Annotated in this window: 11 protein-coding genes and 1 pseudogene; 4 read left to right on the top strand and 8 right to left on the bottom strand. The window is 36.8% G+C overall.

Annotation, left to right across the window (positions count from 1 at the left end):
• On the top strand, positions 1-408 hold a 408-nt coding region (locus DW694_RS14220), incomplete at its 5' end, for a hypothetical protein (protein ID WP_353615828.1).
• Positions 405-1169, top strand: coding sequence for an ATP-binding protein (locus DW694_RS14215; protein ID WP_118753220.1), 765 nt, complete (start codon positions 405-407; stop codon positions 1167-1169). The genes DW694_RS14220 and DW694_RS14215, both read left to right, overlap by 4 nt.
• Positions 1170-1284: 115 nt before the next feature.
• On the opposite strand, the gene DW694_RS14210 is transcribed toward DW694_RS14215, so the two are convergent.
• Positions 1285-1941 carry a transposase gene (locus tag DW694_RS14210; RefSeq protein WP_330605119.1) on the bottom strand — a complete coding sequence of 219 codons (657 nt, stop codon included), beginning with the start codon at positions 1939-1941 and terminating at the stop codon, positions 1285-1287.
• Here DW694_RS14210 and DW694_RS14205 point away from each other — a divergent pair.
• Positions 1910-2542, top strand: a pseudogene (locus tag DW694_RS14205) (transposase); the annotation flags it as partial. The gene DW694_RS14210 and the pseudogene DW694_RS14205 sit on opposite strands and share 32 nt — an antisense overlap.
• Before the next feature lie 37 nt (positions 2543-2579).
• Here DW694_RS14205 and DW694_RS14200 read toward each other — a convergent pair.
• The 6 genes from DW694_RS14200 to DW694_RS14175 form a co-directional block, all read right to left on the bottom strand.
• Positions 2580-3833, bottom strand: coding sequence for a HEPN/Toprim-associated domain-containing protein (locus DW694_RS14200; RefSeq protein WP_118753219.1), 1254 nt, complete (start codon positions 3831-3833; stop codon positions 2580-2582).
• Between the two features lie 181 nt (positions 3834-4014).
• Positions 4015-5733, bottom strand: a complete 1719-nt coding sequence (locus tag DW694_RS14195; RefSeq protein WP_118753218.1) for a hypothetical protein — start codon at positions 5731-5733, stop codon at positions 4015-4017.
• A 201-nt stretch (positions 5734-5934) separates the two neighbouring features.
• The gene (locus DW694_RS14190; RefSeq protein WP_118753217.1) at positions 5935-7575 is read right to left on the bottom strand and encodes a hypothetical protein; all 1641 of its coding nucleotides are present in this window, start codon (positions 7573-7575) and stop codon (positions 5935-5937) included.
• A gap of 220 nt (positions 7576-7795) precedes the next feature.
• Positions 7796-8323 carry a hypothetical protein gene (locus tag DW694_RS14185; protein WP_286187167.1) on the bottom strand — a complete coding sequence of 176 codons (528 nt, stop codon included), beginning with the start codon at positions 8321-8323 and terminating at the stop codon, positions 7796-7798.
• A 161-nt stretch (positions 8324-8484) separates the two neighbouring features.
• Positions 8485-9762 (bottom strand): ATP-binding protein, encoded by a 1278-nt coding sequence (locus DW694_RS14180; RefSeq protein ID WP_353615827.1) that lies wholly within the window; start codon positions 9760-9762, stop codon positions 8485-8487.
• Between the two features lie 514 nt (positions 9763-10276).
• A complete protein-coding gene (locus DW694_RS14175) occupies positions 10277-10900 on the bottom strand; it encodes a site-specific integrase (protein WP_118753215.1) in 624 nt (207 codons plus the stop codon).
• A 188-nt stretch (positions 10901-11088) separates the two neighbouring features.
• Between DW694_RS14175 and DW694_RS17320 the strand changes: the two genes are divergently transcribed.
• Entirely contained in the window at positions 11089-12654 is a 1566-nt protein-coding gene (locus DW694_RS17320) for a transposase (RefSeq protein ID WP_237971408.1), read from the top strand.
• A 93-nt stretch (positions 12655-12747) separates the two neighbouring features.
• Here DW694_RS17320 and DW694_RS14160 read toward each other — a convergent pair whose 3' ends face one another.
• A complete protein-coding gene (locus DW694_RS14160) occupies positions 12748-14565 on the bottom strand; it encodes a nitric oxide reductase activation protein (RefSeq protein ID WP_118753214.1) in 1818 nt (605 codons plus the stop codon).
• Position 14566 lies beyond the last annotated feature (1 nt).

The following is a 14566-nucleotide window of genomic DNA, read 5'->3' as shown; positions in this document are numbered from 1 at the left end:
CCAAGATCTTACCGTGATTTTCCTCTTTACATTACAGATGACAATCATATGCCTCCAGAACACCTGTATTATAAAGAAGTGAATGCACATGACGGAGCTTATTACAGACGGTGGGCATCTGTTTATGGAGAGGCTATGGTAACTCTTATTGACAGGATACTCCGCAGTCCCAAACATGAGGAACAGGCATACAACAGCTGTGCCGGTGTACTCCATTCCTGTAAGGATGTTCCACACAGACTGGTTCAGAAGGCTGCTGAGAAATGCGTAGAAGCCAATGCCTGCAAGTATTCTTATTTCAAGAAAGCACTTGGCATGGTCCGGAACAATCATTCCAACAGCGGTATGAACGGAACCGGAAAACTTCCTTCCCATACAAATATCCGCGGAAAGGAGGCATACAAATGAGTTCATCCCATGACATTACATTAACGCCTCAGGAACAGGCTCTGATCATGCGTCTGAAGAGTTTCCGTGTTCCAGAAATGGCACATATCCTGGAAGAACAGTTGAAAGATCCCAATGCAGATCTGAACACTTTTATGGAACGCATGACAGCAATGGTTGATGCAGAGTGGCAGGCACGGGCAGATAAACGTTTTAATCGTCTAATGAAAGAAGCGCATCTGCGATACCCGGCGGCAGATCTTGACGAAACCATTTACCGTCCGGAACGTCAGCTTGACACCCAGACAATAGAACGGCTGAGCACCTGCCATTGGATAGAGGAAGGAAAAAATCTCATTGTAACAGGCTCTTCTGCCAGCGGAAAAACTTATCTTATCAATGCTTTTTGCGTAACTGCAATGAAGCAGTCTAAAAGTGTAAAGTATATAAAGGCAAACACCCTTATGAGTGAAATGGAACAGGCACGCATCAAATCCACAAATTTGGATTACCTGAATAAACTGACCAAACTGGATCTGCTTGTGATCGATGATTTCGGTCTTATGGATCTCGCCCTTGATAAATGTCGGGATCTCTTTGAAGTCCTTGATACCAGGGATGGAAGAAAATCAACTGTAGTTATCTCACAATTTCCAGTCAGTACATGGTTTGATATGTTTGCCGATAACACCTACGCTGATGCATGCCTTACACGTATCACAGATAAACATCATACATATCGTTTGGAGATGAACGGTATAAATATGCGTGAAACGGAATGATATCATCTAGCGGTACTTCGTACCGTTAAAAATGGAATGGCCGTTCCGCAGTAGCGGAACTGGCATTCCGTTTAAGCATAATTTGCAAAATATTAGGCCGCTTTCAGCGGCCATATCATTTTTCAACTGCTTTCTTAGACTTCCGGATATGTTCGAGTAAAGACTTAGACCATGGAAGAAATTCCGTTAAAAAGTCAGTGTTTTTATCCTCTGCATGCTTTGGGATTTCTGTCAGCAGATATTCAAAATAATCAAAAGGCTTCAGATTATTCGCTTTTGCTGTTTCTGCGATACTATAGATGATTGCTGAACTTGTTGCTTCGTTGATCGTATCAATCATCTCCCAGTTCTTCTTTACAATACAGAAACCTCGGATTGCACGTTCACTGGCGTTATTATCGATTGGAAGATCACCATCGTCCAGAAACACTCTAAGATACCGTTTCTGATTTAAAGCGTAGGTAAAAGTTTCCCTTGTTTTTCCGCTTTTTGGAGCTTTAGTCTCATTTTGTTTTAGGTACGCAAAGAAAGCATCCACTAGTGGTTTCACCACCAGTTGACGCTGGGCAAGCCTTTCTTCTGATGAAAGACCTGCTAGTTTTCCTTCTTCCCGGTAAATGGCTTGTATCTGTTTTATAAACAGATGCAGGATAGATTCTTTCTGATGCGCTTTCGGGATGACTTCTAACGCATCATAGAAGCGACGTCTGCAGTGTGCCTTATTCGAGTACTTGGATAAGGCACACTGCAGAAGATATCTGACAGATGCCATCCCTAAGGGAAAGGCTCTGGATTATACCCAGCCATCCGTACAGGGAATGCTGTACATTAACCAGCTCTTCCATCTGGAAGATGTGATCAGATCAAAGTATTCTTCCTTCGATGCTATCAAAAAGGCGCGTCTTGAAAAAGAAAAGCCGGTAGTAGAAGGCTTTTTGTCGTGGCTTGATCAGCAGAGCCCTACCCGTGGAAGCAGAATGGATAAAGCTGTCACCTACATTCAGAACTGCCGATCCTATCTTTCCACCTATCTGGAAGATGGCCGCTGCAGTTTTTCTAATAATCTCAGCGAAAATGCGATCCGCCCGTTTACAGTAGGCCGTAAAAATTGGCTGTTCTGCGATACACCAAACGGAGCCCAGGCCAGTGCCATCGTGTACACAATAGTAGAAATGGCAAAAGCCAATGGAGTAAACGTCTATCAATATCTTACCTATCTGCTGGAAAAACTGCCTGATGATAGGATGAGTGATGATGAATTAGAACTTCTGGCGCCATGGAACGAAACCGTCAAAGCTGAAATCAAACGTCGTGCAAACGAATCAAATCAATCATATGTGAATTGTCAAGGTGCTCCGGCTACTGAAAAGTAGTCGGGGATTTTTTCTATCATACCTAAAAATTAAGCGGTTACTTTTCAAAAGCAGCAAAAATTTCCCTAAGTAGCAAATCGCACTCTTCCCATTCATCTAAAACAAGTTGATCCTGACTTCTTTTAACCTTCAATTTAAACTGTTTCAACACTTCTGATTTAGAAACTATTTCACCTTGATATGCATCTACTTTATCAATATAGGATTTCCAACGAACAGGCTCGTATTCTCCACTTTTTTTCAGAATATCCTTACCAAGAAACATTTCTATTGAGCAAGCACGACCATTAATATTGTCTATTGAACTTCCTCCCGGTCCAATAGTTGGATAATGGAGACACATTTCTAAATCTGGCAAGTGCATAATTCTTACATTTGATGGAATTGGAATATTTTTTAAAACTTTTATTTCACTTAAACCAGCTGAATCATTATCATATAATGCAATAATTCTATTCCTGATTCCAGCAGCAATAAATGCTTTTAAATAATGCGTTAAGTAATTTGTACTTCCCTGCACAACATAAGTTGAAAAATCAATAAAAGAATAAAACTTTACCATGTGAGGATACAACAATTTCATTGCTTCAGATATAACTCTTGCATCTGTACTACCTTCTGTAAGTATAACTGTCTTAGATACTAAATACTCTTTTTCCTCTGGAACCTCATCACACCATCCACCCTCAAATAGATTTGTATAATCAAGAGTAATTATGTCTTCCGATTTAAATGCTTCTAAAATAATACGAAATACATCCCACGGTGATCCTATTTCTTCATCTAAATAATAGAAATCAATGCCAAAATATGTATCATCCTTACAATGTGGTAATGAGTCTAATACTATTTTCTCGCACAGAGAATTGTTCTCTCCCCTGCATTTCTCTAATGATATATAATCACCATTCTCATAAATATCGGACGCTAATATTGAAGAATACTTTTTTACTGCTCGGGCCCAATTTTCAAAGGTATACTTTCTTTCAATATTGTCACTATCGACTTCATCATCAAAATCTTCTTCTAAGTAGTCTAAATAATTCTTCTTATGGTATTCAAATAAACTTTTTGCCTTTAGAGTTGTATGTCCCATTACATCTAAACACATTTTTGCATTATTAACAGTCGTAGTAAAATATCGTCTAGTAATACTTTCATCTAGTTCTTTGTCAAATACTTCTTCTATCGTCAAATCATCTTGACTAAAAATTGATAATAAATCACCAAAAGTATTTTTGCGTGATAAAAATTCATAACTTCCAATACATAGTCCAACAATCTCTCCCATGTTACCTCCTTGTCAGCGTTTTCTTCTTTGATTAAGTGTTACTATATATTACTAATTCAGTACCATGGACCAGTATGAAGCATCCCCCAAGAATTGAACTAGTATGTTTACTATGATTACATTATTACTGCAAGCTGAAATCTACCGAATCAAAATAACTTATATCCATGGGTCATCAACTTTATATAACTGTTATTTCCCCAAGATGTACTGGTTCTTTTAGTTTAATTCTTTCATATCTCACCCTACTTTTCATTTCCCGTATTTCCGAGAACACATCACTTAATATTAATTGCCTCTTAGATGAATTATTTTCAAATAAATAAGCAAGCATAAAAATTGGAATGACATGCCGATTTGTTCCATTATCATGATACTGTATCCTTTTATCAACAAAAAGATATAAGGTATCAACGTCTCCTTCCCTTGTAAAGTCAATCTGATTATCAAATAGCTCATTTAGTCTATTAATATCTCTTTCAAGATAGGTTTGATGTTTTTCCAATTGATTATCATATATTTTTTTTAAGGCATCTTCAATTTTTATATAATTCTCACGGTTTTGATATACATTTTCCTTCCATTTACATTCAATAATTAGCAACTTTTTGCCTATTTTATCATACATTGCAACATCAATATCACTATTAAGGGGCTTTCCCTTAAATGTCTCATTAGGTACTGAATAAACATAATTTGTATTATAAAGAATATTCGAATATTTATTCACATGATTAACAATATAATCAATTATTGACTGAGAAACCGTCTCATCCTTATTCTCGAAACGTATTCCTTTGTAGTAATGTCCATTTACTATCGAGAATTGAAAATCATTCAATACTATGGAGCTTGGTATCCAGATAATTTTATTCTTAAATTTTAACAGGGGAAATTCAGTAAAATTTCCACTTGTCACGTTAACATCCATCGAAAAATAATCTATATAACTCATTACAGAATCTCTCGAGATTCCTATTTGCCTCCCTAATGCTAATATTTTGACGAGATCATACTGACATACATATTCCAATTCACCCACCATAGTCGACGAAGCCAACATATACTTCTGCATACAAAGCCTACTCAGATAATAAAGCAATGCCAAAAATGTGGCCAACTCATCTTTGCTCCCAATAATCACTTTATTCGTATTATCATCTAAGCTTCTAAGTGAAGACGACGATATCTTATTTAAGTCTGACATTACACGTTTCTTACACAACTCGAAATATTTAGTATCAATAACATTTGCCATTCTATTTAGTATATTATAAAAAATATAAATCTTCTGAGGATGTTTTATTAACTCTTTCACATTGATTTTATCATGCAAGTATTTCTCACATTCAACAAATATTTCTTTTTCTACCTCAAAATTCAAAGTATCATCTAAACCATAATAATATAATAATTCTTTATGATATTTTTCTGAAATAACAGGAAAATAGAAACCATATGTATTATCATCTTCAGGTTTTATCATTACCTTTGAAGCGCAATCACGTATTTCTCTTATTTGCTCTCCCCGCTTAAATTCGTCGTGCAATTGTAATACATACTCAACAAATGAATATTCTTCACCTAAACTAGGAACATATCTTTTCTTTGAAAACGAAATCTTCCTATCGGATATGAGCACCCTATGTATGTACCAATATATAGCTTCTCGAAGAGGATTTACTAAAATGAGATATTCATTAGAATCACCCAATCCCGCAGCTAAAGATTCTTCAGATTTCATTTTATAGTTCATTTCTAACACGATAAGTGGAAAAAGAATCTCATAATAGAAATCATGATTAAATAACTGTAATTTTTCAGAAAATACTCTGTCGACATCATTTTGTATAGCATCTGCAATTTTCTTTCTTAATTCATACTCTTGCTGTCTCTCCATATACCTCACCTTTTCTCATCAAATAATGTTCTTCTTAGCATGTTTTTCTATACGGAATTCCTTATAATCTATTAAATATGAATTGCATTCGTTTTTACAACTGGAATTTATTTCTCTCTTAGAACGAATTTTTTGAAGTAAGAAAGCAATACTTTCCACATATGATTACAATGAACGAACCGATATAGTATCACAAAAGTTTTATGGAGTAGCTGTTTTCTTACATAACACTGCCAAAGGTAAGGAAGGATCCGGTGCTTTCTTTTCACAATAGATGACATTGGTTTTGCATCCAAGATAACGATAAATTTCCATCGCCTGCGATGACAATGCATAATCACAGGTAACAAAATAGTTACATTTTGACGCATAACAGATATGATCAACATCATAAAAACCACTTCTAATGGTTCTGTAAAACTCACGATCATAAGTAGGATAAAAAGCTTTATATGTAAACTTTGTGCGCTTCTCAATTTTATTTCTGTGATAGCCTAATGCATTCATTAGTATAAAAAGAAGCCGAACCGCTTCTCTAATCTCGGAAAAGGTTCTTTCCTTTTTACAATAATCCTTAAAGTCCTCAACTGGAAAACGAGAACCACAAATCTCGTAAAATACCCTATTAATGCTTTCGTTATCAATCATCTCATTCTTCGGATCAAATAACTGTGTAGATGTTAACAAAGAAATTTCCTTTCTGTGTGTTTCCACCTCTTTTTCGTCCCATCTGAGTAATCCACACGTTTTTTCCTCTAGAGCCTCAAATGTAGCGCATTCTGACTCTTCAGCATACTGATTCAAAACCTGAAGTTTTTTCGCACGGTCAAAGCACACTTCTACAGGTTCTGTGAGAATTTTGAGACATCCGTCCCGAACCAGAAAGACTTCGCAGTTGCTACAAATTTTTGAAATATTATCTCGCCGTTTGCCCTCAAATATAGAATTGTCCATCCTACATACTTCCTCCATATGAGTAGGACTATACACAAATTGAATTTCATCCATTTCGGCATAATTATCCAGTTGTGTGTGGAAAACTTCATTACTCTCATATAGTTGATAAACGCCAAAATCCATATACACAAGCGTTTTCTTTTCCAATACACATAACGGAATGTTCTTCGTCTGAAAGTCTCTACAAGTTGTTTTTATTTCAGTGTTCAGAATGTTGTCGATAGACCGTACTCTGTTCCATTCGTTCAGACTAATTTGAAGTTCCTTACGATCTTTTTTTTCCAGATATTTCCTTAACAACTGAACACTTTTTATCAATTCCAACCAGTCCACTCCGCTCGGACACTCATCCCACTGTTCACAAGAACCAACCGCTTCTAAATAATAATCTGCGATTACTGCTTCTATCTCTAATTTTTGTGTTTTCTCCATATCATCACTATGCATATTTTTAGCAATCATTTCTAAGTCACTAAAAATAGTATAAGGTAAAACAGAACAAATATCACATCTTAGATTAATCTGATTAAGTCCCTTTTCTGTCATCAAAATGCTCGCATAAGTATTATATATATATCGATAATAAACAAAACATTCTGGTGTTGAGCATTTCCGGTCTGCGTATTTTGGTACATCATTTTCCGGATTAGGACATTCATGAAGCTCATGTATCTTGTCCAACAGGTGCAGCAAGGCATAATAATATTTCAGCAGTATTAAATCAGCACGTCTATCCTTTACGTTTTTCAACTGATTTTTTTCTCTTTCTCGTTGATACAAGTACATTCCCGCATAATTCGGCAAATCTTTACAGACTTTGCAAACCCAATTAATATCATTATCCGTACCTTCACAGGCAATATGACTATTAAAATTTTCGCTCATATTACACACTCCTTTGCACAATAAAACATTTTCATCTATTTTTAACTTACAAATACCAAGTTGCAAATCTCATTTTGCATTTCTATATGAAGTTACAATATGACTTGGTGCAAATAATACTGATGCAATAATCAATAACACTTACCTACTCATAATCCCACTAAGCAGGAATAAAATTGAAAGAATAATTGCACAGTAAATCATTCCATCATAGCCCTCCTCAAATACCGATTTGACGTACTTTTCCTAATCCCCAAAAACAAGTGCAAAATTCCGTACATATCTTGTCATTTTCAAATCTCACATTATCAAGCAACAATGCCTGAAACAAAACATCCCCCACATTCTTAAGCCTAACCATTCCATACTCTTTTTCTGTAAATCCTTCAATCTGTGTCCCCTGCATAGCAGCCTTCTTCCTCGTCACCAGACAATGCGTATATAGTGCCATAATATATTTATCCGACATCAGAAAGGCGTATGTTTCGTTCCCTTGATATGTATATCGGCACTTTTCCAGATTTTCTTGCGATATATCGAAATAACATCTGACCGTTTCCAGATATACATCTCCATTATACTGCGGCTTTAGCTTCTTTGCATACCTTCTGATTGTTGCAAATATATTATTTCTTTCCATAGCCGTCTTGGTTCTCTTAAATACAGGCTTTTTCCCTCGCAGGTCCATATAAACATTATTTAGGATAGTCTTTCCGGCATACTGCTTGAAATCACCTATCCGCAACAAATACGATAACACCTCCAGCAATTTCTCCTTTAATGTTATCTCCTGATACGAATAATCTCCAAATTCAAAGAGTGCCATGGCATAAAAATAAAATTTTTATCATATGATTTTCTCCTTGTGTTATTGAAAGATTGTGTAATTTGAACCCGCTATGTTCTCAATCACTTAATGATATATTTTGTTCCTCTGCCTTTTCCTTCAACTGCAATCACACCTTTTTTCTCCATAGCTTTCAGTAATTGTGTTGTTTTTGATTTGCCAAATGGGACATATGGTGCAATTTCACTTATTGGTTTCAGCATCGTCTTACTTAAAAATTTGTAAATCACTTTTTCGTCTTCGGTTAAATTGACATTCGTTTCAAATATCGGTAGTACAATTTTTATAGCATTTTCTGACACTTCAAATTCTGGTTTTATCAAACTCTCTGCATATAGTTGTTTGATTCGTGTAATTCCTGTTCCAAATATCTCTACTAATCCCAGTCTGTAAAATACATTTGCAAGATTTCTATTTCTTAAAATAGATAGTTTACCTGATAAATATTCTTCTGCCGTTATTCCAGCCGGCAATCCACCAGGAGACACTACTTCTATTCTATCATCAAACATAGAAACTCTGATGTGTGAATTAATATCCCATACCCTATGAATCAAAGCATTTGCAATTGCTTCTCTGAAAGCTGCTTCCGGTATTTTCTCTACCATTTTTCTGTCAGCCCCCTGTATTACTTCATATTGGTAATAATCTCTAAATACAGCAAGTGCTTTTTCATATATTTCTAAAACCGATATATGTTCAAACGTTACTCTTTTTTGAATAATACTGATATTCTCACCAAACTTAACAATATCAATTCCTGAAAAATGATTTTTATCTGCCAAAAGTCCCGCTGCATTATTATAACCATTTATATTGTCATACAGGTTCAATGTCTTTAAAGTATCTTGATTGAAAGTTTCAATGTAAATATTTTCTTTCAGTTTACACTGTAAAATTTCAAAAGATAGCTCCTGATCTTTACAAGGTAATTCTTCGAAGCTAATATTTTTTCCATCTAATACAAGCCTTGAAAATTCCAATGTATCTACCTCTATCGTTGCTGTATCATTTCGTTTGTATGCTTTTGATTTATATAAATACGGTTTTTGAAGACCACTTTTTACAGTAAGTTTTATCGTCTGGTCATTGTTCTGTATTTCAAGTGTATAGTTTGGTTGAGGTGATATGCTGTCATTGATTTTATTTTCGATATCCAGACAGGCCTGTTTTACATCTGGCAATCCTTTCACATTTCCATTATCATCAACCCCAAAAAGAATTGTTCCACCATTGTAATTCGAAAAGGCACTAACTGTTTTCAAAAAAGTATTCGTAATCGTTTCCTTGAATTCTAATATTCTTGTTTCACGCATAGTAATCGTTCCCTTTCCAACCATAATAATTATATTATATGCAAAATCAATTAAAGAATCAATCGTATTTTTTTACGATTGATTCTTTAATTGATTTTGAGTGTAGTATTATTTTTTGACCAATTGAATTATGACAACTTTTTTAATTATTCCGATTCGGTCTTCCAAAGGTATAAATAAGGTGTAAATTATTTGTTTCTATCTAGAAAATCCTACAAAATCAAGTCTTTCTCGCCATACTTTAAATGTTGCCGTGGCAGATGAATAACACTCTTATCACTATTTTTTCCTCCTGTCATATCTCGGTCAATTTTGATTTTATCTAGGTTTTATGCGGCTTTCCGTCATTTTCACATTTCAAAATATTTTTCTTTTTTCGGCTTTTCACAGCGTATTTTGGTGCTCTTTTCCCATCAACTGTGTAAAATCACCCTCAAAAACCCGTTTTACACAGTTTCAGATTTTCCGGCATTTGACTATTGTCCATGGCAGATTACACTGAAAAAATATATGTGGCACTATGCCACAAATCCTTTATTTATGCACGTTTGCGTCCCCTCAAACTGTGTAAATCCGACTTTCCTTCAGCTCTTTCTACTGCCATTGTTGCTTCCTGTGCCTTGGCCAGCTTTTCCATTTCTTCCTTCGCATCATCCAATTTCAAATGTGTATAAGTATTCAAAGTTACCGATATATCGCTATGCCCCATCAAATACTGAAGCACTTTCGGATTCATACCAGACTTCGCCATATTGCTACAGTAAGTATGTCGACACACATGAAGAGTAATCTTCGGAAGCTGCACTCGATAAATACTATTATATCTATCCACTGCATGCTTAAAATACTTCTCCCAGTGCATGGCCACCATCGGTTTTCCATCTTTGTCAAACCAGAGGAAACCAGAATATCCATCAATCATCGGTTCAACTTTAAATTTAGGTCTTGCCGCTAAAATATTTTTAAATGCCTCATACACACCATCCGTCATAGGAATCACTCTTTTTCCTGCATACGTTTTAGTAGTATCAATATAAACCAGTGTTCCTTTCTTCTGTAACTGATGATCGATATTGATGGTTCTGTTCTTCATATCCAGATCTGATAGCGTCAAACCTGTAAATTCTGAAATACGCATCCCTGTCTTAAATAAAACATACATGCCATCATAATATTTTGAATAATGTGTATCATTTGCAAATTCCGGCTCATCTGACCACGCATTCCGATAAGAGCTGATCAGTCTTTCCGGATGTAACTGAACGCGTTTCCGCTTCAGCTGATCAATAAGTTTTCAACGTGCTATAGTTCTTTCGTAGTCATCAAATGATTGCGAAAGGAGGCATAACTATGCAAGACTACAACACGATTATCGGCTCCATCCAGATGCGTTTGAATGGATGCCAGACCAGGTCCGTTATGGAACGTTACAAGATTGGCTCAGGTACATTAAATCTGATCATGAGCCGATACCATGCCAACGGAATCCCAATCGAGGAACTCCGAATGATGGCACCTAATGAAGTTGAGAACCTTTTCTATCCGCAGAAAAATCTACAGAGGAAAAATGTCCCACTTCCAGATTTCCAGTATTACTATGACAGAATCCATGCACTAGGGAGCCACATGAACATTTCGTTCTGTTGGCTGGATTATAAAGAAAAGAATCCTGATGGTTATGAGAAGTCACAGTTTTACGAATACTTCAACCGATTCATAGCAGAAAACTATGGTGGCCAGAAGGTATCAATGGCCGTAAACCGAATCCCGGGTGAAAAGATGTATATCGACTGGGTCGGTGATCAGCCGGAACTGTTAACAGATACCGAAACGGGCGAGATCAAAAAAGTCCATATCTTTGCGACCACTCTTGGAGTCAGCAGTCTGATCTATGCAGAAGCTTTTCCAAATGAGAAGCTCCCATGTTTTATAGAAGGCTGTGCCCATGCTGTTTCATTTTATAGTGCTGTTACGAAATACTTTGTGCCCGATAACCTGCGAACTGCTGTAACCAAGCACACAAAGGATGAACTTATCCTGCAGTCTACATTTGCAGATCTGGAAGATTTCTATGAAACTATAGTTCTTCCACCACCCGCTAGAAAGCCGAAAGGCAAGCCTACAGTTGAAAATCATGTACGTTATCTTGAAATACACCTGGTTGAGAAACTGAAAGAAAAGATATATGTATCATTTGAAGACCTGAATGCTGAAATCAAAAAAATAGTAGCAGTCCTCAATAAACGATCTTTTCAAGGCAAGGATTTCTCAAGACAGGATGCTTTCGAAAAGTATGACAAACCATGTATGAAACCACTGCCAGGCGGATGTTACACGGCTTGCAACTATAAAGCGGTCCTAAAAGTTCCCAACAACTACCACATCGAGTATGACGGCCACTACTACTCCGTATTGTACTCTTACTGTGGCAAACCTGCAATCCTGAAGGCAACCGCTTCAGAGATCAGAATCTGTAATCAGTATAATCGGCTGATCTGTACACATAAGCGGTCTTATAGAGAGTTTCCGCTGTATATCACGGTAGATGAACATATGCCGCCAGAACACCTTTATTACAAAGAAGTCAATTCAACGGATGGTAATTATTACCGCCGCTGGGCTTCTGCCATTGGTCCTGCGATGTCAGAACTGATTGACAGACTCCTTAAATCATCAAAACATGAAGAGCAGTCCTATAATGCCTGTGCAGGTATCCTGCATAAAGTAAAAACAATCTTTTCAAGCATAAGTTCCGAAGCAATACGCAAAACATCTTTTTTATGCTCCTTAAATGCTTCTTACTCCACTTCCTCCAGTTCTGTTCCTTCTGGAAGAATATATCCGCAGTTATCACATACTCCATCCTCTGCAAGTATCCCGTCTTTCACAAAGGCTTCAATGCCTCCCGGTTCATGACAGCGTGGACAATCTAATTCCCGTATCTTTTTCTGATTTCTTACATCCTGGCAATTGGCAAATCCAATTTTACCCATAGTGATTCCTCCATTTTCATTCCATATCAATTTGTCTTCGCAAAAAAGTTCCTACCATACGGGAAAAATTGCTGATATTACGAATATAGGCAAAATCTTTTCCATAGATTCTCTTTTCCACGGAGAGTTCTTCTTCATTCCCTACAAAAATACCAATTACGAAAATTCCCTGATTTCTGGCTCGGCGCACCTCATATGCAGTATCTTTCACAGCTCCTTCTCCGTCATAGATCTTGGGCTGGCGGGTTCCTGGTCGTTGTATGCTCATATCACATGGTTTTCCATCACTTAATACGATTAAAATCTTATTTTTTTCCGGTCGCTCCATGAGAGAGGAACAAACGGTTTTCAGGGCAAGCCCATCTCTGTTATTGGCATATGCCCGAAATTGAAAGATTCTTTCATTTGTTTCCCTTGGATCTTCATAATCCCGAAATCTCTGAAGTACTGTATATCCCCAGAAAGCACAGTATCCTGTCACCCGATGAAGAATTCCTGCCTGGCTTAATGCTTCACTGATAATATATCCCTGTGCCGCTACCTGAGCCTGTCTGCCAGCTTGGGAACCACTGGAATCAATCAGGACATCTATTACAAACTCAGAATCTTCTGATCTCTTTTTTCTATTAAATAACTTGTCATCGTCTGTTCTTCCAATTTTCCATAACCTTTCAGGAACAAGCTGCCCTGCATCAGATCTGCTGACAAAATCATCCTTTCGGATTATAAATGCCCGTTTCAGTGACTCTGCCAACTCAGAAATATTTCTTTTGATGATCCAGTGATTATTTCCATAATAGGCTTTATTTTTTTCAAACTGCAACTGTGAAAAACGGTATTGATTATTTTTTATCACAGGGTTCTGTAAAATTCCATCTGTAAGATACAGGATACAGTTTTTGTGGATTCCTGTACAAAATTTACGGTTGACTCTGGCCTGCTCCGATTCACTTAGATACGATTTTCCGTAATTCAGTTCCACATATTCCCGTATCCGTCGCACTGCCTGTGGATTTATATTCTCCGAACTTTCCGGAACTTCTTCATTTTCCGGAGAGAAATAAAATCTTTTTTTCTTTTTGTTTCTGATATCCAGACTCATCATCTTTTTTTTGAGATTAGAAAGATATTTTTGAATGATGTCTTCCATCTGTTCATCCGTCATGCATTCCTGCCACGCGTCATTGGCCAATGCCATATCCGGTAAATTCAGAATCTTCTCCAGATTTCCATTCCTTTTTTCAAAAGAGGGATCCAGAACATGATTATAAATCTCATCTATCACGTTTATGACCTCTTCCGTATTTTCCGCATCCTTCAGAGAAAGAATCTTGTACAATGCAATCTCTGCCTGTGGATCCATTCCCTCATCGTCTGTGTTCTCCAGAACATGCCTTATATACAGAAGCCTAATCCTGTGAATCAGGTCTGTTCCAGCTTTGTCTGATACCTGCTCTTCCTCGGCCTTTTCCAATTCTCTGAACGCCTGTTCTCTGATTTCCTTTGTTCCCAAACGTTCTCGAATGATAAAACGATTCACTGCAGCATCCATGCATAATCCGGCAAGAGGCAAAAGCATATCTTCTCCAGCAGAAAAATGTAATTTTTTCATCAAATACATGCCAAGTTTCTTCTGATCAAAATATCGTGCAAAGGCACCCTGCTTCACTGCCTCATACAGAACTGTTTGTTTTGAATAAACATATTTTTCTGTATCCGGTTCAAATTCCATATCATAATCACCACTGACTGTCCAAAAAAGATTTCTGATACGATTGCTGATCTCCAGACGATGTTCTTCCAGTTGTTCCGCCGGCCATCTGACATCCTCCATA

The organism is Ruminococcus sp. AM26-12LB, assembly GCF_003480785.1.
Taxonomy (GTDB): Bacteria; Bacillota; Clostridia; order Lachnospirales; family Lachnospiraceae; genus Blautia_A; species Blautia_A fusiformis.
The sequence above is the reverse complement of the archived record's forward strand: the minus strand, read 5'-3'. Positions and strand labels throughout refer to the sequence as shown.